At 71.6% G+C, this 23,244-nt stretch carries 18 protein-coding genes; 8 read left to right on the forward strand and 10 right to left on the reverse strand.

Translation table 11 applies throughout. The annotated features are described in order from the left end of the window. Positions 1-42 precede the first annotated feature (42 nt). A complete protein-coding gene (locus LDL49_RS14400) occupies positions 43-1,815 on the forward strand; it encodes an AMP-dependent synthetase/ligase (RefSeq protein ID WP_225291533.1) in 1,773 nt (590 codons plus the stop codon). A gap of 19 nt (positions 1,816-1,834) precedes the next feature. On the opposite strand, the gene LDL49_RS14405 is transcribed toward LDL49_RS14400, so the two are convergent. The 3 genes from LDL49_RS14405 to meaB are packed head-to-tail and all read right to left on the reverse strand — an operon-like array spanning position 1,835 to position 4,042. Next, positions 1,835-2,929 (reverse strand): acyltransferase family protein, encoded by a 1,095-nt coding sequence (locus LDL49_RS14405; RefSeq protein ID WP_225291534.1) that lies wholly within the window; start codon positions 2,927-2,929, stop codon positions 1,835-1,837. After that, complete coding sequence (locus tag LDL49_RS14410; protein WP_308016120.1) at positions 2,926-3,048, reverse strand: hypothetical protein; 123 nt, start codon at positions 3,046-3,048, stop codon at positions 2,926-2,928. The genes LDL49_RS14405 and LDL49_RS14410 overlap by 4 nt, the downstream gene beginning before the upstream one ends. A 28-nt stretch (positions 3,049-3,076) precedes the next feature. Continuing rightward, entirely contained in the window at positions 3,077-4,042 is a 966-nt protein-coding gene (meaB, locus tag LDL49_RS14415; RefSeq protein ID WP_225291535.1) for a methylmalonyl Co-A mutase-associated GTPase MeaB, read from the reverse strand. A 107-nt stretch (positions 4,043-4,149) separates the two neighbouring features. Between meaB and LDL49_RS14420 the strand changes: the two genes are divergently transcribed. Beyond that, the gene (locus tag LDL49_RS14420) at positions 4,150-5,697 is read left to right on the forward strand and encodes a serine/threonine protein kinase (RefSeq protein ID WP_225291536.1); all 1,548 of its coding nucleotides are present in this window, start codon (positions 4,150-4,152) and stop codon (positions 5,695-5,697) included. A gap of 161 nt (positions 5,698-5,858) precedes the next feature. Here LDL49_RS14420 and scpA read toward each other — a convergent pair whose 3' ends face one another. From scpA to LDL49_RS14445, 5 genes are all read right to left on the reverse strand, one after another. Beyond that, positions 5,859-8,024: a methylmalonyl-CoA mutase gene (scpA, locus tag LDL49_RS14425; protein WP_225291537.1), complete on the reverse strand. Its 2,166-nt coding sequence runs from the start codon at positions 8,022-8,024 to the stop codon at positions 5,859-5,861. Continuing rightward, positions 8,021-9,778 (reverse strand): methylmalonyl-CoA mutase subunit beta, encoded by a 1,758-nt coding sequence (locus LDL49_RS14430; protein ID WP_225291538.1) that lies wholly within the window; start codon positions 9,776-9,778, stop codon positions 8,021-8,023. The genes scpA and LDL49_RS14430 overlap by 4 nt, the downstream gene beginning before the upstream one ends. Positions 9,779-9,844: 66 nt before the next feature. Continuing rightward, positions 9,845-10,603 (reverse strand): peptidoglycan recognition protein family protein, encoded by a 759-nt coding sequence (locus tag LDL49_RS58350; protein WP_225291539.1) that lies wholly within the window; start codon positions 10,601-10,603, stop codon positions 9,845-9,847. Between the two features lie 113 nt (positions 10,604-10,716). Further along, a complete protein-coding gene (mtnA, locus tag LDL49_RS14440) occupies positions 10,717-11,655 on the reverse strand; it encodes an S-methyl-5-thioribose-1-phosphate isomerase (RefSeq protein ID WP_225291540.1) in 939 nt (312 codons plus the stop codon). A 44-nt stretch (positions 11,656-11,699) separates the two neighbouring features. Next, entirely contained in the window at positions 11,700-13,565 is a 1,866-nt protein-coding gene (locus tag LDL49_RS14445; RefSeq protein ID WP_225291541.1) for a CASTOR/POLLUX-related putative ion channel, read from the reverse strand. Positions 13,566-13,673: 108 nt separating this feature from the next. Here LDL49_RS14445 and LDL49_RS14450 point away from each other — a divergent pair, with 108 nt between their 5' ends. Then, positions 13,674-15,152, forward strand: a complete 1,479-nt coding sequence (locus tag LDL49_RS14450) for a serine/threonine-protein kinase (RefSeq protein ID WP_225291542.1) — start codon at positions 13,674-13,676, stop codon at positions 15,150-15,152. Positions 15,153-15,232: 80 nt separating this feature from the next. Further along, on the forward strand, positions 15,233-16,342 hold the full coding sequence (locus LDL49_RS14455) for a DUF5925 domain-containing protein (protein WP_225291543.1): 1,110 nt from the start codon (positions 15,233-15,235) through the stop codon (positions 16,340-16,342). Positions 16,343-16,531: 189 nt separating this feature from the next. Here LDL49_RS14455 and LDL49_RS56910 read toward each other — a convergent pair whose 3' ends face one another. Further along, positions 16,532-16,660, reverse strand: a complete 129-nt coding sequence (locus LDL49_RS56910; RefSeq protein WP_263655043.1) for a hypothetical protein — start codon at positions 16,658-16,660, stop codon at positions 16,532-16,534. Positions 16,661-16,743: 83 nt separating this feature from the next. Here LDL49_RS56910 and LDL49_RS14460 point away from each other — a divergent pair, with 83 nt between their 5' ends. From LDL49_RS14460 to LDL49_RS14470, 3 genes are read left to right on the forward strand one after another with little or no spacing between them, the layout of a single operon-like run. After that, positions 16,744-17,796 (forward strand): C39 family peptidase, encoded by a 1,053-nt coding sequence (locus tag LDL49_RS14460; protein ID WP_225291544.1) that lies wholly within the window; start codon positions 16,744-16,746, stop codon positions 17,794-17,796. A gap of 3 nt (positions 17,797-17,799) precedes the next feature. Beyond that, positions 17,800-19,740, forward strand: coding sequence for a prolyl oligopeptidase family serine peptidase (locus LDL49_RS14465; protein ID WP_225291545.1), 1,941 nt, complete (start codon positions 17,800-17,802; stop codon positions 19,738-19,740). Next, positions 19,737-20,999, forward strand: a complete 1,263-nt coding sequence (locus LDL49_RS14470) for a M20/M25/M40 family metallo-hydrolase (RefSeq protein ID WP_225291546.1) — start codon at positions 19,737-19,739, stop codon at positions 20,997-20,999. The genes LDL49_RS14465 and LDL49_RS14470 overlap by 4 nt, the downstream gene beginning before the upstream one ends. Here LDL49_RS14470 and LDL49_RS14475 read toward each other — a convergent pair. Beyond that, on the reverse strand, positions 20,996-22,498 hold the full coding sequence (locus LDL49_RS14475; RefSeq protein ID WP_225291547.1) for an FAD-dependent monooxygenase: 1,503 nt from the start codon (positions 22,496-22,498) through the stop codon (positions 20,996-20,998). The two genes, LDL49_RS14470 and LDL49_RS14475, sit on opposite strands and share 4 nt — an antisense overlap. 95 nt (positions 22,499-22,593) lie before the next feature. Here LDL49_RS14475 and LDL49_RS14480 point away from each other — a divergent pair, with 95 nt between their 5' ends. Then, a complete protein-coding gene (locus tag LDL49_RS14480; RefSeq protein WP_225291548.1) occupies positions 22,594-23,244 on the forward strand; it encodes a TetR/AcrR family transcriptional regulator in 651 nt (216 codons plus the stop codon).

Consider the following 23,244-nt stretch of genomic DNA (forward strand, 5'->3'; position numbering starts at 1 on the left):
GCACCTAGAGTCGGCAGCAACGTCCCCACCAGGAGGTCAGGCATGTCCAGCATCCCCGCCCTGCTGCGCGACCGGATCGCGGCCACCCCCGACGCGGCGGCCTATCTGGTGCCGTCGGACGACGGCTGGACCTCACTGTCCTGGCGCGAGGTCGGCGAACGCGTGCGCGGGCTCACGCTCGGCCTGGCCGCCCTGGGCGCCGGTCCGGGCACCCGTGTGTCGATCCTCTGCTCCACCCGGCTCGAATGGGTGCTCACCGACCTGGCCGTGCTGTCCACCGGGGCCGCGACCACCACGATCTACCCGTCCAACACTGCCGCCGAGTCGGCCTTCGTCATCACCGACTCCGGCAGCACGATCGTCGTCGCCGAGAACGACGACCAGGTGGCCAAGCTGCGGTCCGTACAGAAGGAACTGCCGGACGTCACGCAGGTGGTCGTCATCGACGGCGCGCCCGCCGACGACGGCTGGGTGGTCACGCTCGACTCCCTGAGCACCGGCGCATCAAGCGACACCGCCCGGGCCGAGTACGACGCGATGGTCGACGCCATCGGCGAGCACGACCTGGCCACGCTCATCTACACCTCCGGCACGACCGGCCGCCCCAAGGGCGTGGAGCTGACCCACGACAACTGGCTGTACGCCGCCGACGCGGTCCGCAAGATCGAGCTGATCTCCGAAGACGACCTGCACTTCCTCTGGCTGCCGCTGTCGCACTCGTTCGGCAAGCTGCTGGAGGTGGTGATGATCGACATCGGCGTGGCCACGGCGATCGACGGCCGCCTCGACCGCATCGCCGACAATCTCGGCGCGCTCAAGCCGACCATCATGGCCGCCGCGCCGCGCATCTTCGAGAAGATCCACAACACCGTGGCGTCCACGGTGCTGCGCGAGGGCGGCGTCAAGGCGCGCATCTTCGCCTGGGCCAGGAAGACGGGCGTCCGCGTCAGCAAGGCCCGCCGGCGCGGCGCCGCGATCCCGCTCACCGTCCGCCTGGAGTACGGGCTGGCCGACCGGCTGGTGTTCGCCAAGCTGCGGGAACGGTTCGGCGGCCGGATCCGCTACTTCATCTCCGGCTCGGCACCGCTCGACCAGGACATCGCCGAGTTCTTCGACGCGGCGGGCCTGACCATCCTCGAAGGCTACGGGCTGACCGAGTCGTCGGCCGGCAGCTTCCTCAACCGGCCGGACTCGGTGAGGTTCGGCACGGTCGGGCCGCCGTTCCCCGGCACCCGGGTGCGGATCGCCGACGACGGGGAGATCCTGATCAGCGGGCGCGGCATCATGCGCGGCTATCACGGCCTGCCGGAGGAGACGGCTGAGACGCTGTTCGACGGCTGGCTGCACACCGGCGACATCGGCGAGCTCGACCAGGCCGGGCGGCTGGTCATCACCGATCGCAAGAAGGAGCTGATCAAGACCTCGGGCGGCAAGTACGTGGCCCCCACCTACCTGGAGGGCCGCATCAAGGCCACCTGCCCGTACCTGTCCCACGTCTTCATCCACGGCGACCGGCGCAACTACGTCACGGCGCTGGTGACGCTCGACATGGAGGTCGTCAAGCCCTGGGCCGAGGCCGAGGGGCTGCCCCTCGACCCCGAGCAGCTGCGCGAGCACCCGCGCATGCGCGCCGAGGTCGAGAGCGCGGTCAAGCAGGTCAACGCCGACCAGGCCAGCTACGCGACGGTCAAGAAGTTCGCGATCCTGGCGGCGGACTTCGCGGTGGAGACGGGCGAGCTCACGCCGAGCCTGAAGGTCAAGCGCAAGGCCGTCGAGGAGCGCTACGGCGACACACTCGACGCGTTCTACACGTGATCTTCAGGCATCGCGACGCTCACAGCACCCGCTTGGCGCCCGGCAGCGATCGTACGAGGTAGGCCAGCCCCCAGCAGAGCGGCAGCGCGATGACGGCCGCGACGGCGAACTTGACGACCGCGATCGCCTGGAGCCCGCTCAGCGCGTAGCCGATCGCGACCAGGACCACCGGGTGGATGATGTACACGGTGAACGCCTGGGCCGACAGCCACTTGCCGCGCGGCCCCTGGTCGTTGAAGCGCTCCCTGAAGATCACCGTGAGCCCGATGATCAGGCTGACGGCGAAGGCCGACTCCCAGGTGGCGATCACGGCGGTCGACAGCGCGCCCGTGGTGAGCTTCGAGAGCGGCAGGAGCACGACGCTCACCAGGGCCGCGACGGCGAACCCGAGCGGCCCGGCCTTGGCGGGCAGGGTCAGGAACCAGCCGCGTCTGAAGGCGATGAGGCCGACCACGAACATGGCCGCGTACTGCGGCAGGAAGTACGGCGTGGGCAGCCCCAGCACCGGCACGTAGGAGCCGACGGGCACCGGGACGCGCCACAGCGTGGTGGCCACCGACAGGGCGACGGTGAACAGCACGATCCAGCGCGCCCGCAACCCCGCGTGCCGCACCCCGAACGGCGTCTCGACCGGCGCGCTGAAGCGCCGCCACAGCGCGTAGAGGGCGGCGAACACGATCAGCACCTCGGCGAACCACATCGGCCCCGGATCCCACGACCCGATGTAGAACTGCCAGTACGGCATCGAGGCGTAGTCGGACCGGTAGGAGCCGATCGTCACCAGCGGACGCAGCAGGAGCAGGAAGGCCAGCAGCGGGATGCCCAGCCGGATCAGGCGGTCCCGCAGGAACGACCGGCCGCCCTTGCGGTCGTAGGAGCCGGGCGTGAAGAAACCGGAGATCAGGAAGAAGAAGCCCATGAAGAACGCCTGGTCGAACACCACGAGGATGTCCAGCGCGACCCCCGAGGGGTCCTTGGCGGGCTCGGTGTAGAACCAGAGCGGGATGTTTCCGTACGTGACCGCGACATGGTGGACGACGACCAGCGCGGTCAGCACGACGCGCAGGTTGTCGATGGCGAAGAGCCGCGTGGCAGTCCTCGGCTCGGTCTTCATTTGACGGCCCTCTCGAATAGGTCGGCCAGCTCTCTGGCGTGTGCGTCGAGGTCGTGGTCGGGATAGGTCACCCAGTAGCCGAACATGTTGTCGATGGCCGACGACATCGTGACGGCCATCACGCGTACGTCGAACGTCCTGAGCCGGTCACCGGCGCGGGCGCTCGAAGGCGGACAGGAGACGGTCGGCGGCGAGGGCGGGGGTGAGGGTGCCCGCGAGGACGTCCCGCTCGACCTCCGCCGCGATCGCCGCCACCTCCGGCGCGTTCCGGAGCTCGGTGAGCAGCCGGTCGCGCACCAGCGTCCACGTCCACTGCACCTGCTGGCGGCGGCGCTTGGCGGCCAGGTCCAGCGACTTCTGGTGGGCCAGCACCTTCCCCCACAGCTCGTCGAGCCCCGCGCCCGTGAGGCCGCTGCACGTGAGGACGGGCGGTGGCACGCTGTCGGAACGCAGCATGCGCAGCGCCCCCGCGAGCTCCCGCGCCGCCTTGCGCGCCGCGGGCTCGTGCTCGCCGTCCGCCTTGTTGACCGCGATGACGTCGGCCAGCTCCAGCACGCCCTTCTTGATGCCCTGCAGCTGGTCACCGGTACGCGCCAGGCTGAGCAGCAGGAACGTGTCGACCATGTCGGCCACCGCCGTCTCCGACTGGCCGACGCCCACGGTCTCGACGAGCACCACGTCGAACCCGCCCGCCTCCACCACGACCATGGCCTCCCTGGTCGCCTTGGCCACGCCGCCCAGCGTGCCCGAGGTGGGCGAGGGCCGGATGAAGGCGGCGGGGTCCATCGACAGGCGGGTCATGCGGGTCTTGTCACCCAGGATGCTTCCGCCGGTCCTGGTGGAGGAGGGGTCCACGGCCAGGACGGCGACCTTGTGGCCCTGGCCGGTCAGCGTGGTGCCGAGGGCGTCGATGAAGGTCGACTTGCCCACACCGGGCACCCCCGAGACGCCCACCCGCGTGGCCCCGCCGGACAGCGGAGTGAGCTCGACCAGCAGCCGCTGGGCGAGCGCGATGTGGTCCGCCCTGGTCGACTCCACGAGTGTGATCGCGCGGGCGATCCAGGTACGCGAGCCCTCGCGCACCCCACGGGCATAGTCCTCCAGCGAGCGCACTCGCCCTCCTTTCTCCAGCTTGGTCAGCTTAACTTCCGACAGATCCTGACTTTTGGCGCTAGGGTGCTGGACGTCTATTCTCAGCTGTCACAGGAGTCACTCCGCCTATGCCCAATGTCGAACCCCTACGAGCGGGCGACCCGGCGGCGGTGGGGCGTTACCGGCTCGTCGGACGGCTGGGCGCGGGCGGTCAGGGCGTGGTCTACCTCGGTCAGGCGCGTAACGGGGCGCCGGTCGCGATCAAGGTGCTCCGCGAGGACATCGCGGGCGACGACCGCTTCGCCAAGGAGATCGCCGCCGCGCGGCGGGTGGAGCCGTTCTGCATCGCGCAAGTGCTCGACGCGTCGACCTCGGGCCGGCCGTACATCGTGACCGAGTACGTGGACGGGCCGTCCCTGCAGCACGCGGGCCGGCACAGCGGGGCGCGGCTGCAGCGGCTCGCGGTCGCGACGGCGACCGCGCTGGCCGCCATCCACCAGGCGGGCGTCGTGCACCGCGACTTCACGCCGTCGAACGTCCTGCTCGGGCGGGACGGCCCGCGCGTCATCGACTTCGGCATCGCCCGCGCGCTGGTCTCCGGGGTGACCTCGACGAGCAGCATCGTCGGCACGCCCGCCTACATGGCGCCGGAGCAGCTGGCGGGGCAGGTGGTGGGGGCTCAGGCGGACGTGTTCGCGTGGGCGTCGGTGATCGTGTACGCGGCGTCGGGGGTGCCGCCGTTCGGCGACGACTCGCTGCCGGCGGTGATCAACCGCATCGTGCACAGCGAACCCCAGGTGGGTGAGCTGCCGGAGCCGCTGCGTTCGGTGGTGCTGAGCTGCCTGGCCAAGGATCCGGCCCAACGCCCGTCCATGCAGGACGTGCTGCTGCACCTGCTCGGCGGCCAGTCCCGGCCCACGCCGCCGCCACCGGACCAGCCTGGGTACGGTGCGGACCCCTCCGGGTACGGTGGCGCGCCGGACCAGGGCGGGTATCCGGCCGGGCCGGACCAGGGCGGGTATGGTGCCGGGCCGGACCAGGGCGCCACTCAGGTGAGCCCGCAGGCGGCCGGGGGCGGCGGTAAGGCGCGGCCCCGGCGGCGGCGCGCGAAGACCGTCGCCATCGCGGGCGCCTCCGGCATCTCGGTGCTGGCGCTGGGCGCGGCGATCGTGTGGCTGACCCCTTCGACGCCGCAGCCGAAGACCAGGAACCTGTCCGGCGTCTCCACGCCGACCCCGTCGGCGGCCTCCCCCACGCGTACGCCTCGCCCGAACAAGACCCGCACGTCCCAGCCGAGCGCGGACCCCGCGAGCCAGAACGGCACTCCCAGCGCGGACCCGGCGGCCACGTCCGTGGCGGGCGGGCAGCTCAAGGTCCGGTACGTCCGCGTCGGCGGCACGCTCGACAACGGCTGCTACGCCGGTGGCCAGGTGACGCTCACGGGGCTGGTCCAGCGCCAGGGCAAGCCGCTGAACTTCGGCTTCGCCTGGATCATCGACGGCAGGACGGTGTGGCGGTCGACGGCCCTCATCCCGCAGGACGGCGAGCTGCACCTGACCTCGCCCCGCGAAATCAAGGGCAGCGGAGGCACCCACCTGGCGACCCTGCGGATCACCTCGCCCGTGGCCAGGCAGCGGAGCGTCTCCGTCACGCTGTGCCCGGGTGAGACGCCCTGACGATGGCCGCGGCACCGCTCCTGCCGGAGGACCCCGGCGCGGTCGGCCCGTACCGGACGGCTGGGCACGGGCGGCCGGGGCGCGGTCTACCTGGCGCAGGCGCCGAACGGCGGCCATCACCGTGAACCTGTGCGCCCCGGGCCGGATGGGCTGAGACCGGGTCAGTGTCCCAGGCGGGACGCGAGCTCCTCCAGCAGGTTCAGGGCGGCGTCGGCGATCACCGTACCGGGTGGGAAGATCGCCGAGGCGCCGGCCGCGCGCAGCTCGTCGAAGTCGCCCGGCGGGACGACGCCGCCGACCACGATCATCACGTCGTCCGCGCCCAGCGCCGCCAGGGCCTGCCTGAGCGCGGGCACCAGCGTCAGGTGCCCGGCCGCCAGCGAGGACACGCCGACGATGTGCACGTCCGCCTCGACGGCCTGCCGCGCGACCTCCTCCGGCGTCTGGAACAGCGGGCCGACGTCCACGTCGAACCCCAGGTCGGCGAACGCGGTGGCGATCACCTTCTGGCCGCGGTCGTGGCCGTCCTGGCCCATCTTGGCCACCAGGATGCGCGGGCGACGGCCCTCGGCGCGCTCGAAGTCGGCGCTCGCCCGCCGTACCCGCTCGATGTTGGCGGCCGGGCCCGCCTCGTCGCGATACACGCCGGAGATGGTACGGACCTGCTCCGCGTGGCGCCCGAAGACCCGCTCCAGCGCGTCGGAGATCTCGCCCACGGTCGCCTTGGCGCGGGCGGCGTCGACCGCCAGTTTGAGCAGGTTGTGCTCGAGGCCTGGGGCGGGCTCGCCGGCGGCCTTCGTCAGGGCGTCGAGCGCGCGGGTCACGGCGCCGCCGTCGCGTTCGGCCCGCAGCCGGCGCAGCTTGTCGAGCTGCTGCGCCCGCACGGCGCTGTTGTCGACCTTGAGCACCTCGATCGGCTCGTCGGCGTCGGTGCGGTACTTGTTCACGCCGATCACGGGCTGGCGGCCCGAGTCGATGCGGGCCTGGGCACGGGCCGCGGCCTCCTCGATGCGGAGCTTGGGCAGCCCGGCCTCGATGGCGCGGGCCATGCCGCCGGCGGCCTCGACCTCCTGGATGTGGGCCCAGGCGCGTTCGGCGAGATCGTGGGTGAGGCGTTCGACGTAGTAGGAGCCGCCCCACGGGTCGATCACCTGGGTGGTGCCCGACTCCTGCTGCAGGAGGAGCTGGGTGTTGCGGGCGATCCGGGCGGAGAAGTCGGTGGGCAGCGCGAGCGCCTCGTCGAGGGCGTTGGTGTGCAGGGACTGGGTGTGGCCCTGGGTGGCGGCCATGGCCTCGACGCACGTACGGGCGACGTTGTTGAAGGGGTCCTGCGCGGTGAGGGACCAGCCCGAGGTCTGGGAGTGGGTACGGAGGCTTAGCGATTTCGGATTTTTCGCGTTAAATCCGGAAACGAGGTTCGCCCACAGGAGGCGGGCGGCCCGGAGCTTGGCGACCTCCATGAAGACGTTCATGCCGATGCACCAGAAGAACGACAGCCTGGGCGCGAACCTGTCGACGTCCATCCCGGCGGCGACGCCTGCCCGCAGGTATTCGACCCCGTCTGCCAGGGTGTAGGCGAGCTCGAGGTCGCAGGTGGCCCCGGCCTCCTGGATGTGGTAGCCGGAGATGCTGATGGAATTGAACTTCGGCATCTTTTCACTGGTAAAAGCGAAAATATCCGAAATTATGCGCATTGAGGGGCCTGGGGGATAAATGTAGGTATTGCGGACCATGAACTCTTTGAGGATGTCGTTCTGGATGGTCCCGGCCAGCTGCTCGGGCGCCACCCCCTGCTCCTCGGCCGCCACGATGTAGAGCGCCAGCACGGGCAGGACCGCGCCGTTCATGGTCATCGACACCGACATCCGGTCGAGCGGGATCCCGTCGAACAGCTGCCGCATGTCATAGATCGAGTCGATCGCCACCCCGGCCATGCCCACGTCACCGGCGACCCGCGGATGGTCGGAGTCGTAGCCCCGGTGCGTGGCCAGGTCGAACGCCACCGACAGGCCCTTCTGCCCGGCGGCCAGGTTGCGGCGGTAGAAGGCGTTGGAGTCCTCGGCCGTGGAGAAGCCCGCGTACTGGCGGATCGTCCAGGGCTGGTTGACGTACATGGTCGGATAGGGCCCGCGCAGGTACGGCGCGGCGCCCGGATAGGTCCGCAGGAAGTCCAGCCCGTCGAGGTCGTCGGCCGTGTAGACCGGCTTGACCCCGATCCCCTCGGGCGTCTCCCAGACCTCGGCCGCACCCGCGGCGGGCTCGGCGGGCTCGGTGGGCTCGGTGGGGGTCGGGTCGGTCAGCGGGATGGCCGAGAAGTCCGGGATCATCGCGTCACCTCCAGGTCGTCGAAGGTCGTGCGGAGCACGGCGAGCGCGTCGCACCCGGCGTAGAGGCAGTCGTCGACTCCTTCGTAGCTCCCCTTCCCCGCCAGCCAGATCTTTCTCGCGCCCGCCCGTCTCAGCGCGGCGGCGACCGCTTCGGCGTGCAGGCCGTACATCTTGTCGCTGGAGCACAGGCAGGCCACGTCGCTGCCGCTGACGGCGAAGGCGGTGGCGATCTGGTCGGGGTCGGTCCCCGGCCCGGCGGTCTGGGTGGCCAGACCGCCCGCCTGGAACAGGTTCGCGGCGAACGCGGCGCGGGCCGTGTGGGCGGCGACGGGTCCGAAGGTGGCCAGGAACACCACGGGCCGCTCCGGCTGCGCGTCGGCGAGATCCCGCAGTTCCTCGAACTCCCGCGCGTACCGGATCCGCGGCAGCCCCTCCCCCAGGAGCTTGCCCTCATCCCTGGGACTCTCCCCCGCCGGCGCGCCGCCGTCCCCGGGACTCCGGCGGAGCGGCTTCTCGTCGAGGTGGGGGAACTCGCTCACGCCGGTGATCGGGAAGCGCCGGTGGGCGATGTCGTCGGCGCGGCGTTCCCTGGTCGCCGCGATCCGCCCGGCGACCAGGCCGGAAGCCGCCGTGATCCCCCCGGCGGCCTCGATCTCCTGGAACCAGGCCCAGGCGCGGTCGGCCAGGTCGGCGGTGCGGCGCTCGACGTACCAGGAGCCGGCCGCGGGATCGGCCACCCGGCCGGCCCCGGCCTCCTCCAGCAGCAGCGCCTGCGTGTTGCGCGCCATCCGCCGGGCGAACGCGTCGGGCAGCCCCAGGCACGCGTCGAACGGCTGCACGGTCACCGCGTCGGCGCCCCCCACCCCGGCGGCGAAGCAGGCGATGGTGGTGCGGAGCAGGTTCACCCAGGGGTCGCGGGCCGTCATCATGGCGGAACTCGTCACCGCGTGCTGCCGCTGCCCGCCGTCCGCCGCCCCGCACACCTCGGCCACCCGCGCCCAGAGCGTACGGGCGGCCCGCAGCTTGGCGATGCCGGCGAACTGGTCGTCGGTGACGGCGTAACGGAACTCCAGCTGCCCGAACGCCTGCTCGACGGTGAGCCCCGCACCGGTCAGCGCGCGCAGGTGCTCGACGCCCAGCGCGATCGAGCAGCCGAGCTCGTCGGCGTCGCTCCCGCCCGCGTCGTGGTACGGCGTGGCGTCCAGCAGGACGGCCCGCATCCCGGGGAAGCCCGCCGCGCACCGCGCCGCCAGCTCGGCCGTCGTGTCCCGGCCGGCCGTGCCGATCGAGGCGCCCAGATTGCCCGTCGGCGAGACGCCGCGCTCCGCCGCCAGCCCGAACAGGGCCTCGGCGGCCTCGCTGGCCTCGGGCCCGGCTTCCAGGACGATCGGCGCGAGGTCCAGAAGGACCTCCCGCAGCAGGTCGGCGAGCCGCCCGACCGGGATCGCGGCGGCACCCAGGACCAGCCAGAGCGAGGTGACACCGTGCTCCAGATCGGCCAGTACGGCCTCGGCGTCGGCCACGGCGTGCCGCTGCCGCACGTCCCACCCGGCGTCCCGTGCGGTGGCCTTCCCCAGCGTCTTGGGGAGGTCGTCGGCGTCGTAGAGCGGCGCGAGCGTCACCCCGTCGTACGTGATGCTGGACAGCGCCTCTTCGGGCGACCCGGCTTCGACACCCGACTTACGCAGGACCTCTAGCGCCAGCGCCCGCCAGTCATCCCGGTTGGTGGGGGGAAAACCCGCTACCAGATGCATGTTCGGATAGTAGGCGTTGCCCTGTTAGGCGAGGAACCCCGGGTTCGCCCCTGACCGACCCCACTGTCACGGCAGCGGTGCCTCCCAGGCCAGCCGCCAGGTGGTCGGCCCGACGACGCCGTCGTCGTCGATGTCCACGCTGCGCTGGAAACGACGGCACACATCACGTGAGCCGCTGCCGTAGGCGCCGTCGACGTCGATCTCCCAGCCGCGTACCTTCATCTGCTGCTGCCACGTCCGCACGTCTTCACCCTGCATGACCGGCGGGTACTTCAGCAGCCGCCCGGGGAACGGCGGCGCCGTCGGCACCTCGGGCCCACCGCCGCCGCCACCCGGCCGGGGCGCGCCGCGCTTGACCCACGCGTAGAGGGGCTCGCCCGGGCAGTCGGTCGAGTAGCCGTCCCGGTGTCCCTTGATCTCCTTGCCCGCCCTGCCGCGTTCCCGGACGTAATCGACCGCGTCCAGGATGCCGTTGAGCAGGCCGTCGGGCGGCTCCACCAGCCCGGCGTTGCCGACCAGGCCGAGCACGGCGTAATGGCCCGAGTTGAGCCCGGCCCCGTTGGCCGCCGGTAAGTGGTGCAGCCCTCGCCCCTCGAACACCTTCCGATGCGGGCACGCCACGAACGAGTAGCCGATGTCGATCCAGCCGTTGCCGTCCATGTGGTAGCCCTGAATGGACTGCACCAGCGACACGCAGCCCGCGTGGTCGCCGACGATGCCCGGCTCGACCCGGCCGCCCGTGTAGTGGACCTTTACTCCTTTGGTGGAGTCGAGCTGTGTGTAGTCACCGTGCGGGGCACGGGCGTGCCAATCACGCCGTGACACGAGGTCGATGGCCACCTTGTGGTCTCCGGGGGTAGGGGAATGTGACCACTGAGCGTAGCCCGGAGTACGCGGAAAGGTCGGTGGATCTGGATTTTTTGGCGTGCTTATCCGTCTTAGGGGCTGATAACCCTTTTTTCGGTGACGATCGCGGTGATGAGGTCGTGCGGGGTCACGTCGAACGCCGGGTTCAGCGCCCGCGTGCCCTCGGGCGCCACCCGCATGCCCCTGATGGAGACGATCTCGTCGGCGCCTCTGTCCTCGATCTCGATCTGCCGGCCCGAGGGGGTGGCCGGGTCGATGGTGGCCTCGGGGGCGACGACGATGAAGGGCACCCCGGCCCGTTCCGCGCCGAGCGCCAGCGCGTACGAGCCGATCTTGTTGGCGGTGTCGCCGTTGGCGGCAATGCGGTCGGCGCCGATGAGCACCGCGTCGATGTCCCCCTTGGCCAGCAGGTACGGCCCGGCGGAGTCGGCGACGAGCCGGTGCGGCGCGCCCATCCTGCCGAGCTCCCACGTGGTGAGCCGGGCGCCCTGCAGCAGGGGGCGGGTCTCCAGGGCGAGCACCTCGGCCAGCCGCCCGCGCTCGTGCAGCGTCTGGACGACGCCGAGCGCGGTGCCCCGTTCGACGGCCGCCAGACCGCCGGTGTTGCACACGGTCATGATGCGCAGCCGGTCGCCCTCCAGCAGATCGGCACCGCGCCGGCCCATCGCCTCGCACGCGGCGATGTCGTCGTCGCGGATCCGCAGCGCGGCCTTGAGCACGGCCTGCGGCCCCTTGGGCAGGCGCGCGGCGGCCTGGTCGACGCCCCAGGCCAGGTTCACGGCGGTGGGCCTGGCCGCGCGCAGCCTGGCTATGGCGTCCTGGTCGCCGGCCGCCAGCACGACGCCGAGCGCCCCGGCCACGCCGAGCGCGGGCGCCCCGCGTACGGCCAGCCGCCGGATGGCGTCGATCAGCTCCGCGACGGTCTCGATCCGCACCATGACGCACTCGTCCGGCAGCCGCGTCTGATCCACCAGCTCGACCGCGCCGTCTACCCAGTCAATCGTCCTCACGCCCAAACCGTAGCCTTCCGGACCCGTCCGCGCCGTCACCCGGTTCAGCGTTCAGCCAGGACGATCACCGCGTCCTGCCGGTTCAGCACGATGGGCTGGGACTTCGGCGGGTTGAGGACGATGCCGTAGTGCGGCGGGACATTGAGAGCCGAGCTGTCGCGGTAGCCGATGGCCGTCTCGCCTCTGCGGCGCGCCGCCTCTATGACCGTCGCGAACGTGACCCGCGTACCCGAGGCCACGTACGAGCCGGCGGGGCGCGGGTAGATCTCCGAGCCGTGCGAGTCGAACAGGTAGCCGAACACGTCCGCCAGGTGGCGGTTCTCCGCCAGCTGGGCCAGCAGGAGGCCGATCACCGTGTCACTGATCACGATGTCGTCGGCCTCGGTCACCTCCGCCAGCGCGCGGTTGTTCTCGTCGTGCATCTCGCTGACGATCGAGTAGTGCTCGCCCCTCGCGCTCTGCATGTCGCGCAGCTGCAGCAGCGTCATGAGCGTGCGGGTGTCGGCGTGGTGCGGCTTGAAGCGGTCGTCCGACAGGACGATGACGTGCTGGAAGAGGCCGGCGCCCAGGGATTCGAGCGCGTACCGGTCCGTGGTGTCGCATTCCTTGACGTTCACGGTGAGGTTGGCCAGGTCCGCGAGGCCGGTCCCGGCCTTGGGGTGGTCGGCGGCGATCTCCAGGACGGAGCCGGGGGCCACGTAGGCATCGAGGTAGTGGACGATCTGTTCGGCCCGGCCGTTCCAGTTGAGCAGGAGCGTGCGCTCGGCTTCGAGCGGCGAGCCGCCGGCGACGGCGATCGCGTTCTCGTCGAGGGCGGGCTCGCCGGTGGCCAGCCGGATGGCGGAGTCGTCGTGGGCGATGACGATGATCTGGTCGGCGGCCTCGATGACGGTGTCCATGGGCGGGTTCAGGACGACGCCGGTGGGGGCGCGCAGTCCGATGACGGTGGCCGTCTCGTAGGCGTGCAGCGCGTCGCCGTACGTGCGGCCCGCCAGCTCCGTCCCGGCACGCAGGTAGATCTCGCCGCCGTCGAAGTTCAGCAGGTCCATGCAGACGACGGACATGCCCGACTGGCGCGAGGACTGGACGATGAGCCGGGCGGCGGTGTCGTCGGAGTCGACCAGGTGCACGTCCTTGCCGCCGGCCAGGCGGGCCGCGGCGATGTTGCGGCTGGCGGCGATGGCGGCGACCACCGGCGGCCGGGTGCCCTGGCGCTTGGCCAGGGCGAGCAGGATCTTGATGACGTGCGCGTCGGGGTCCTCGCCGTCGGGTGAGAGCACGACGACGGACCGGGCGGCGGCCAGGTTCATCAGGTTGAGGTCACGCGGCTCGGTGGGCCGTCCCGTGCGGCAGACCAGGCGGGTCCTGCCCAGATCGCCGATGTTCTCGCGGATGTCCTCCTCCATGGCCAGCTTGTCGCGTTCGGCCAGTACGGCGATGACCGAGCCCGGCTGGCTGGCGTGTGCCTTGGCCAGCTCGGCGACGATCGTGAACACCTGGTCCGACCAGCCGAGCACCACCGTGTGGCCGGACTCGACGATGCGGGAGCGGCCCCTGCGCAGCCGGTCGACCTTCTGCTTCAGGCCGTTGGACAGCAGGCCGACGAGCATGCTGACGACGAAGATGCCGCCGAGCGACCCGGCGAACATCACCGCCATATAGGCGAGCGACCCCTTGTCGCTGGCGACCTTGCTCGGCGTGAGCGCGTGCATGAGCGCGATCCACATCACCTGCCCGGGGCCGCCGACGCCCTCGGGCTCCTCCGGAGCCAGCCAGAGCGTGAGCCCGGCGACCACCACGATCAACCCGACCGACACCACGGCCAGCCAGCCGATCAGTGAGACCGTGCCCTTCGACATGGTGTTGTCGAACCAGTACCGCACCCGCTCGCGGAACGTCACCCTCGCCACCCCGAAAACCCCCACGTACGCAGTGATTCGATCAAGGACACTTCCGATCGAGGACACAAGGTACCGGGCTATCTATGCGGACGCATGGCGAGCGGTAACGTATCCGCCATGGCGACCCCCCTGACCCCGGACGACCCGGCGTCGCTGGGCGCGTACCGGCTGGCCGGGCGGCTCGGCAAGGGCGGGCAGGGCGTGGTCTACCTGGCGCACTCCCGCGACGGCGAGGCGGTCGCGATCAAGCTGCTCAGCACCGGCGACGAGGAGACCCGCGCGCGGCTGGCGCGGGAGCTCGACGCGCTGGAGAGCATCGCCTCCTTCTGTACGGCGCGCGTGCTGGACGCCTCGATCGACGGCCCGCGGCCCTACGTCGTGAGCGAATTCGTGGAGGGGCTGTCGCTGGCCGACCGCGCCCGCGAGCGTGGCCCGCTGCGCGGCGGCGAGCTGGAACGCCTGGTGGTCGGCACGGCCACGGCTCTGGCGGCCATCCACGCGGCGGGCATCGTGCATCGCGACTTCAAGCCGGCCAACGTCCTGCTCGGCCCGGACGGGCCCCGGGTGGTGGACTTCGGCATCGCCAGGGCGGAGGGCGCGGCGACGCTGACCTCGGGGCTGATCGGGACGCCCGCCTACCTGTCGCCCGAGCAGATCGCCGGCTCGCCCGCCTCCCCCGCGTCGGACGTGTTCGCGTGGGCGGCGACGATGGTGTTCGCGGCGACCGGCCGCAGCCCGTTCGGCGCGGACACGGTGCCCGCGGTGCTGCATCGGGTCCTGCACGCCGACCCGGACCTGTCGGAGCTGCCGCCCCGGCTGCGGGGGCTGATGGCGTCGTGCCTGGCGAAGGACCCCGCGCACCGGCCCACGGCCCGCGACCTGATGGTCTCCCTGGTCAACCCGATGTCGACCCCACCCGCGCCTTCGCCAGGCAGCCCAGCCGGCCAGGCCACTGGGAGGCCGGGCGTCGCCCCCGGATCCCCCGATACGGGCGCGGGGGAACGTACGGGACCGCGAGCCGCGGCGCTCACCACGGACGTCTCCAGACGGAACCGCTCGCGTGGCCTGCTGGCCGGCGCGGTGACGGCCGTGCTCGCCCTGGTGGCGGCGGGAGGCGTCCTCCTGTGGATCAACCGCGCCCCGACCGGCACCACGACCCAGACGTCCTCGAGCCCCGCACCGAGCCGGAGCACCACCGCCCGGGAACCCACGAGCACCCCTAAGGCGACCGCCACCGAGAAGAAGGCTGAAAGCGGCTCGCTGAAGATCCCCGCCACGTTCGCCGGCAAATGGTCCGGCCGCATCACCTCCACCAACCCGCTCGACGCCGACGGCGCCGCCATCACGATCGACCTGAAGACCGGGCGGTCCACCGCCCAGTGGGCCGAGAAGGACAGCGCCACCAGCTGCACCGGCAAGATCACACTGACGCGGGTGTCTGGGACGAAGCTCACCTTCTCCCTGCGGCCCGACACCATCGACTGCATCGCCGGCACGGTCTGGCTCACGCTCGACGGCGGCAAGCTCACCTACGTGTGGCGCGACGTACCGGGGCCCGGCATCGTCGAGGAGACCGGGGACCTGAGCAAGAGCTGAGACCCGGAGCACCAGCAATACCTCTGGAATTGCGCAAATGCCGTCGACAGACCGGGGCGCGAACCTGGATCATTACTGTTATGTCTGTGATTAAGGAGGTGCCGTTCCCCAGCCCGGACTCCCCTGAGCTCCCGATGAACATCTGGATCGACGACGCCGACTCCGCCATCGACGTCATCGACGCTCTGGCCCTGTCGCCGTTCGCGACCGGCGTCCAGCCCTGGTCCCGCCTGGCCAACCTGGAGCGCGTACGCCCCGACGCCGCGCTCCGCCCCGAGCAGGGCCGGACCGTCCGCACCGCGCAGGTGCAGGACGGCTCCGAGTCGAGCCTGATCTGCGGCGACGGCTGGACCCTGCGGGTCATCCGGCACCGCAACCGCACCGCGACCGTCAGCGTCACGGCGGTCAGCGACGAGCTGGCCCGCTCGGTGCTGAAGGAGTGCACCGAGGGCGCCGAGGAGCCCGAGCCCGACACCGACCACGTCGAGATGGGCTTCTGGTGGCGCGGCGCGCACGGCGGCACCCGCTCCGAGAAGCCGATCACCGCTTCGCCATGGGACGAGATCAGCGGCAACTACTCCGCCCGCGTACGCCACTCGCTCGACGGCCTGATGGCCGTCACCCCGGCCGACATCGGCGGCCGCCTCGTCCTGCTGCACGGCCCGCCGGGCACGGGCAAGACCACGCTGCTGCGCTCGCTGGCCAAGCAGTGGCAGGACTGGTGCCAGGTGGACTGCGTACTCGATCCGGAGCGCCTGTTCAACGAGCCGGGCTACCTGATGGAGGTAGCGGTCGGCTACGACACCGACGAGGACACGCAGCGGTGGCGACTGCTCGTGCTGGAGGACTGCGACGAGCTGATCAGCTCCTCCGCCAAGGCCCAGACCGGCCAGGGGCTGTCGCGGCTGCTGAACCTCACCGACGGCCTGCTGGGTCAGGGCCGTGACGTGCTGGTGGCGATCACCACGAACGAGGACCTGACCCGGCTGCACCCCGCCGTCGTACGTCCGGGCCGGTGCCTGGCCCAGATCGAGATCGGCGCGCTGACCAGGAGCGAGGCGGTCGGCTGGCTCGGCTCGTCCGAGGGCGTCGGCCCGTCGGGCGCGACACTGGCGGAGCTGTACGCGCTCCGCTCGGGCCGCGCGATCCCACCGGCCGCCGAGGGCGAGTCGACCGGCCTGTACCTCTGACCGCCCACCCGCCCCGCCGGCGGGCTTCGTCGGAGAATTCGGAGAACTCGGAGCGCCGGACCGCGGGCAGGTGGCCGGGCAGCCGCCGGGCCACCTCCTTCCTGTCCTGGTGGTCGAGCCCGAGCACGATCTCCGCGACCTTGACCGCGTCACGGGTGGCGATGGCCTCCTCGACGACCTCCCAAGCGCTCACGCCCGGTCCTCGAACCTGAGCAGGGGGTGGAGCCGAGGGCCGGATAACGCCGTCCCGCCGGAGGGTCTGCCGTCGCTGAGCAGGGAGGGTCGGGCGTAGGGATACGCCTGCACTGCTTGAGTCATGGCCGGAACCTTAGAGATCACCGCCAACAAGATCACCGCAGTACGTAAACCTTCCGATGCGCGACAACCGGTGCGAAACCACAATGGGTCCGGTGCTCACCGTGGACCCGGCCCGCGTCGCCTTCGCCCGCTTCGCCGTGCCCGCCATCCCTTTGAGCTCATGGACCGGCCCGGAACACCCGATCGGCTTCACCGCGACCCAGCTGGTCCCCTCGTGGACCGCGCGGACCCCGCCGGGCACGTGGATCGAGGTGGAGCTGCAGGTCAGGCTCGCGACGGGCGAGCTGTCGAAGTGGTACGTCATGGGCCGCTGGGCCGAGCACGACGAAATCCGCACCTCGCTCCCCGGCCAGGGTGACGAGGACGGCGACGTGGCCGTCGACACGTTCGTGGCACGACGGCCGGTCACGGCCTATCGGGTGCGGGTCACGCCGCACGGCGCAGGCGCGCGCGTGGACTGCCTGGGCGTGATGGCCTCCGCCCTCCCCCAGCGTCCCCCCGTCCCGAGCCTTCCTGGTACGGCCGGAGCCGTCGAGCTCGTGGTGCCCCGGCACTCGCAGTACACGCACACCGGTCACCATCCGGAGCTGGACGGCGGCGGCGCCAACTGGTGCAGTCCCGCCTCGGTGGCGATGGTCCTCGGGTTCTGGGGCCGCGGGCCCGACCCCGAAGAGCTGGCCTGGGTGGTGGCCGGCGACCCGAGTCCCGTGGTCGACCACGCCGCGCGCGGCACGTTCGACCACAGCTACCAGGGCACCGGCAACTGGCCGTTCAACGTGGCCTACGCGGGCCGTTTCGGGCTGGCCGGGTTCGTGACCCGGCTGCGGTCGGCCGCCGAGCTGGATCTGTTCGTGCGGGCGGGGATCCCGGTGATCGTGTCGCTGTCGTTCAAGGCGCACGAGCTGCCGGGCTCCGGCTACTCCTCGGGCGGGCACATCATGGTCGTCACCGGTTTCACCGCCGGGGGCGACGTCATCGTCAACGACCCGGCCGCGCCGAGCGACGCCGACGTGCGCCGGGTCTATCCGCGGGCCGCGTTCGAGAACGTCTGGCTCCGGAGCTCGGGCAGCGGCGGCATCGTGTACGTCCTCCACCCGCCCGAGCGGTCCTTGCCCCCTTCCGATGGCAATTGGTGAGATATGAGTATTCGACCGATCGACGTGGCCCGTACCGATGGCAGCCCCCAGTGGGTGGAGGCCGTCGCCACGCCCGCCGGGCTGGAGGTCTGGTGGGACGAGCCGCGCCCGCACGAGGGCGGCCGGCGCTGCGTGGTCCGCCGCCTGCCGGACGGCTCCCTGGTCGACGCCCTGCCCGAGGGGTGGAACGCGCGCAACCGCGTGGTCGAGTACGGCGGGCGGTCCTGGCGCCCGCTGCCCAGCGGCGGCCTGGTCTTCACCAACTGGTCCGACCAGCGCGTCTACCGCCTGGGCGGCCCGCCCACGACCGGCGATCCCGCGGCCACCCCGCCCGCGACCGGGGAGCCCGTTGCTGGGGAGCCCGTTGTAGGGGAGCCGGTTGCTGGGGAGCCGGTGGCGCTCACGCCCAAGGGGACGGCGCGCTACGCCGACCTCTACCTGCCGCCCGGGCGGGAGGAGGTGTGGGCCGTGCGCGAGCAGGACGACGTGCGCGACCTGGTGGCGGTGCCCCTCGGCGGCGGCCCGCTCAGAGTGATCGCCAAAGCCCAACATTTCCTGATGAACCCCCGTATTTCCCCCGAAGGGGGATATGTCGCCTGGATCGGCTGGGACCACCCGAACATGCCCTGGGACGGCACCGAACTCTGCGTGGCCCCCCTCGACGAGGACGGAACCGCCGGCCCGTACCAGGTGATCGCGGGCGGCCCGGCGGAGTCCGTGATCCAGGCGGAGTGGCGCGACGAGCACACCCTGTACGCGGTCGCCGACCCGACCGGCTGGTGGAACATCCACCTCGTCGCCCGCGACGGCTCCCGCGCCCGCAACCTCACCCCGATGGCGTCCGAGGTCGGCACCGCGCCCTGGAAACCCGGCAGCACCTACTTCGCGATCGCCGGCGACCGCCTGGCGCTCGTGCACGGCACCCCCGGCCGCCGCCTCCTGAGCGTGCTGGACCTGGAGAGCGGCGACCTGCGCGAGATCGGTGGCGAGGCGACGTACTGGGCTCCGACGATCTCGGCGGCGGGGGGCAAGGCGGTGGCGGTGTCCGCCACTCCGTACACGCCCGCGCGGGTGACCGTGGTCGACCTCGACGGCGGCGTGCACGAGGCGGTCTCGGCGCCGAAGCCGCTGCCCGACCGGGCGCTGCTGCCGACGCCCGAGACGGTGACCATCGAGGGCGTGCACGCGCACCTGTACCACCCGGCCGGGGTTCAGGGTCCCGCGCCGTACGTGGTCTTCGCGCACGGCGGGCCCACCGGCAGCTACACGATGACCCTCGACCTGGAGGTCTCCTACTTCACCAGCCGGGGCCTCGGCGTGGCGGAGGTGAACTACGGCGGCTCCACCGGCTACGGCCGGGCCTACCGCGAGCGGCTGCGGCACCAGTGGGGCGTGGTCGACGTGGCCGACTGCGCGAAGGTGGCGCGCGGGCTGGTCGAGCTGGGCCGGGCCGACGCCGCCAAGATCGCGATTCGGGGCGGCAGCGCCGGCGGCTGGACCACGGTCGCCGCGCTGGTGCACAGCGACGTGTTCGCGGGCGGCGTCGCGCACTATGCGATCACCGATCCGGAGAGCTGGGCGACCGAGACGCACGACTTCGAGTCGCGCTATCTCGACGGCCTGATCGGGCCGCTGCCCGAGACCCGCGAGCGCTACACCGACCGATCGCCGCTGCTGCACGCCGCGCGGGCGTCCGGACCGTGCCTGATGCTGCACGGTCTGGAGGACGCGATCGTGGACGTGGGCCAGGCCGAGCGGTTCGTCGTCGAGCTGGACCGGCATGGCAAACAGTGGGCCCTGCTCACCTTTGCCGGTGAGCAGCACGGCTGGCGCCGGGAGGAGACCATCGTCGCGGTGCTGGAGGCCGAGCTGGCCTTCTATGGACTAATCTTCGGGTTCGAGACGCCCGAGGTGGCACCGCTCAAGCTGAAGGGACGGTCGTGAAGAGCGTCGGCGAGATCTGCTCGGACCTGATCAGGTTCGACACCTCCAATCCGGGGTCCGGCGAACGCCCGGCCGCCGAGTACGTGGCCACGCTGCTGGCCGACGCCGGGCTGGAGCCGATGGTGTTCGAGTCGGCGCCGAAGCGGACGACCGTGGTCGCCAGGATCGACGGCGACTCCCGCGACGCGCTGCTCGTCCACGGCCACCTCGACGTGGTGCCCGCCGACCCGGCCGAGTGGCGGATGCACCCCTTCTCGGGCGAGATCGTCGACGGCTGCGTCTACGGCAGGGGCGCGGTCGACATGAAGGGGTCGTGCGCGATGACGCTCTCGGCCGTGCTCGGCATGGCGGCGCGCGGCCTGCGTCCCAAGCGCGACCTGGTGCTGGCGTTCCTGGCGGACGAGGAGGCGACGGGCGACTACGGCTCGCGGCACGCCGTCACCGAGCACCGGGAGCTGTTCGACGGCGTGACGGAGGCGATCAGCGAGTCCGGCGGCTTCAGCGTCGCCGCCGGCGACCACCGCGTCTACCCGATCGCCGTGGGCGAGCGCGGCACCGCCTGGATGAGGCTCACCGCCCACGGCGTGGCCGGCCACGGCTCCCGGCCCGCGGTGGACAACCCGGTCGCGACACTGGTGCACGCCCTGTCGCGGGTGGCCGCCCACCAGTGGCCGGTACGCCTGACGCCGTCGGTCTCGGCGCTGCTCCAGAGCCTGTCGGAGATCACCGGCCGGCCGATCGACCTCGACCGCCTCGACGAGGAGGCGACCCGGCTGGGCGCGCTCGGCCACCTGTTCAGGGCGCAGATCCGCAACTCGGCCAACCCGACGATGCTCGACGCGGGCTACAAGGTGAACGTCGTGCCGTCCACGGCCCACGCGCACGTGGACGGCCGCTACCTGCCGGGGCTCCAGGAGGAGTTCCTGGCGACCATGGACGAGCTGCTCGGGCCGAGGATCACCAGGGAGTTCGTCAATCTGGAGGACGCGCCCGACGCGCCCTACCCCTCGTCGTTCTTCGACTCGCTCGCGGGCTCGCTCGTGGCCGAGGACCCGCTCGCCCGGCCGGTGCCGTACGTGATGAGCGGCGGCACCGACGCTAAGTCGTTCGCCACGATCGGCATCAAGGGGTACGGTTTCGCGCCGCTCATGCTGCGGCCCGATCTGGACTACTTCGGGATGTTCCATGGGAAGGACGAGCGGGTGCCGGTGGAGGGGCTGGAGTTCGGCACCCGCGTGCTGACCCGGCTGCTGACCTAACCGACCCCGAACCAGGCGTCGAGGGCGTCGGCGAGATCGGCTTCGGCAGCACCGGCCCAGGCGACGTAGCCGTCAGGACGTACGAGCACGGCAGCCGCGTCGGCTTGATCCACGGCGCCTGCCAGCACGCGGACGCGGTCGTCGCGGCCTTTCGCGGCCGCGCGGGTCTCCGGTGCGCCCGCGAGGTCCAGCAGCAGCCCGCGCCCATCCCCTAGAGACTCCCTGACCCACCCCGCGCCCTCGATCTCCCAGTCCGGAACGAACCGCCCGACCAGCGAACGCGGCGCGTCCGGCGCGTAGTCGATGTCCGTGCCGTTGGCCATGGCGATGAAGTGCTTCCTGGTCTCGGGGAGCTCCAGCGCCTCGGACAGCACCTCGCGCAGCGCGTCGACCTGCGGTCCCGGCCGCATCAGGGCGACCTGGGCCCGGGTGTTGCGCAGGACGCGGGCCGCCACCGGGTGCCGCTCGGCGGTGTAGGTGTCCAGGAGCCGTTCGGGCGCCTGGCCGCGGACCACCAGGGCGAGCTTCCAGCCCAGGTTGGCCGCGTCCTGGAGGCCGAGGTTGAGGCCCTGGCCGCCGATCGGCGAGTGGACGTGCGCCGCGTCCCCGGCGAGCAGGATGCGGCCCTTCCGGTACGTCTCGGCGTGGCGGGTGTTGTCGCTGTAGCGGATGCCGGCCTCCAGGCTGAGGACGACCGCGTCCGTGCCGCTCGCCCGCCGGATGCTCGCCTGCATCTCCTCGGCGGTGATCGGCGCGTCCCGCTCGGCAGGACCTCCGTCGAACTCGATGGTGGCCACCTCCCCCGGCACCAGCGACAGGTTCACCAGGCCGCCGGGGGCGCGCAGGGACGAGGTGAGCGCCCCGGGGTCGGCCAGCTGGGCCACGGCGGTGCGCCCGGTCATGGTCGCGGACGTGCCGGTGAACGGGATGCCGGACTGCTTGCGCACGAGGCTCCGGCCGCCGTCGCACCCCACCAGGTACCCGGCTCGTACGACCCGGCCGTCCGCGAGCGTGGCCACCACGCCGTCGCCCTCGTCGGCGATCTCGGCGACCCGGCACCCGGACCGGACCTCGACGCCGAGCCCCGCTGCGTGCTCGGCCAGGACCCGCTCCAGCTGGTGCTGCTTGAGCATGAGCATCTCGGGAACCCTGTTCCCGGTGTCGCCGATCAGCGGCAGGCCGCTGAAGTGGCCGCCGCTGAAGCCCTGCTTGAGCATGTACACCAGCCCGTCGACGATGTCCCCCTCAACGGGCTCGCGACCGGCCCTGATCTCGTCGAACAGCGCCCACTGCGCCTCGGCCAGCGGCTCCACCAGCCCGCGCAGGCCCAGCGTGTGGAGGGTGCGCGCGTTGAGCGAGCGCATCCCGAGGCTGCGCGTGATCCGTTGCTGGCCGGTGTCCGCCTCCAGCACCAGCGGGTCCACCCCGGCCAGCTTCAGCTCGCAGGCCAGCAGCAGGCCGACCGGCCCGCCACCCACGATCAGTACGTCCGTGTTCACGGAATCTCCCTACTTACGGTGTATGCTTACGCCGTAAGTACATACGTACACCGTAAGCTCTGTCAACCGGAGCTCTACGGCGGGAGGATAGGGAGATGGCACGGCGCGAGCCGCTGAACAGGGCGAAGATCCTGGACGCGGCCCTGGAATTGGCCACGAAAGAGGGCCTCGAAGGGCTGTCCATGCGGCGGCTGGCGAAGTCGCTCGGCGTCGAGGCCATGTCGCTCTACAACCACGTCTCCAACAAGGCCGACATCCTGGACGGCCTGGCGGAGCGGGCCTTCGACCAGATCGAGCTACCCGACCCGGCGCTGCCCTGGCCGCAGCGGCTCCGGGCCGTGGCGCTGAGCATGTACGAGGTGTTCGGCCGCTCTCCGGTGGTGCCGATGGCGCTGCTGACCGACCAGTCCAACCCGACCACCGTACGGGCGCTGAAACCGCTCGACACCGTGGTCGGCGCCCTGTACGAGGCCGGCTTCGACGACGCGGGCGCGTGGCGCGCGCTCGGCGCGGTGAACGGCCTGCTCTTCGGGTCGCTGCTGCTGTCGACCGGAGGGTTCAACGGCGACTTCCGCGAGCACGCGGGACGCCAGCAGCTCGGCGTCTACATCCGGGAGATGGACCCGGCCCAGCTCCCCCATTTCAGCAGGCTGGTACGGAACATCCCCCCGACCGACCCCGCCACGGACTTCGAGCGCGCGCTGGACATGCTCATCCAGGGACTGGAACAAAGCATTCCGTTCTGA

Source organism: Nonomuraea aurantiaca, from assembly GCF_020215705.1.
In the GTDB taxonomy this organism is placed as follows: Bacteria; Actinomycetota; Actinomycetes; order Streptosporangiales; family Streptosporangiaceae; genus Nonomuraea; species Nonomuraea aurantiaca.

Bases quoted from the DNA above. Each gene is read 5' to 3' on its own strand.
- LDL49_RS14405 (WP_225291534.1), bottom strand. From the start codon at position 2,929: ATGAAGACCGAGCCGAGGACTGCCACGCGGCTCTTCGCCATCGACAAC.
- LDL49_RS14480 (WP_225291548.1), top strand. From the start codon at position 22,594: ATGGCACGGCGCGAGCCGCTGAACAGGGCGAAGATCCTGGACGCGGCC.
- scpA (WP_225291537.1), bottom strand. From the start codon at position 8,024: ATGATCCCGGACTTCTCGGCCATCCCGCTGACCGACCCGACCCCCACC.
- LDL49_RS14420 (WP_225291536.1), top strand. From the start codon at position 4,150: ATGCCCAATGTCGAACCCCTACGAGCGGGCGACCCGGCGGCGGTGGGG.
- LDL49_RS14430 (WP_225291538.1), bottom strand. From the start codon at position 9,778: ATGCATCTGGTAGCGGGTTTTCCCCCCACCAACCGGGATGACTGGCGG.
- LDL49_RS14455 (WP_225291543.1), top strand. From the start codon at position 15,233: ATGTCTGTGATTAAGGAGGTGCCGTTCCCCAGCCCGGACTCCCCTGAG.
- LDL49_RS14450 (WP_225291542.1), top strand. From the start codon at position 13,674: ATGGCGACCCCCCTGACCCCGGACGACCCGGCGTCGCTGGGCGCGTAC.
- LDL49_RS56910 (WP_263655043.1), bottom strand. From the start codon at position 16,660: ATGACTCAAGCAGTGCAGGCGTATCCCTACGCCCGACCCTCCCTGCTC.
- LDL49_RS14460 (WP_225291544.1), top strand. From the start codon at position 16,744: ATGGGTCCGGTGCTCACCGTGGACCCGGCCCGCGTCGCCTTCGCCCGC.
- LDL49_RS14465 (WP_225291545.1), top strand. From the start codon at position 17,800: ATGAGTATTCGACCGATCGACGTGGCCCGTACCGATGGCAGCCCCCAG.
- LDL49_RS14410 (WP_308016120.1), bottom strand. From the start codon at position 3,048: ATGGCCGTCACGATGTCGTCGGCCATCGACAACATGTTCGGCTACTGG.
- LDL49_RS14400 (WP_225291533.1), top strand. From the start codon at position 43: ATGTCCAGCATCCCCGCCCTGCTGCGCGACCGGATCGCGGCCACCCCC.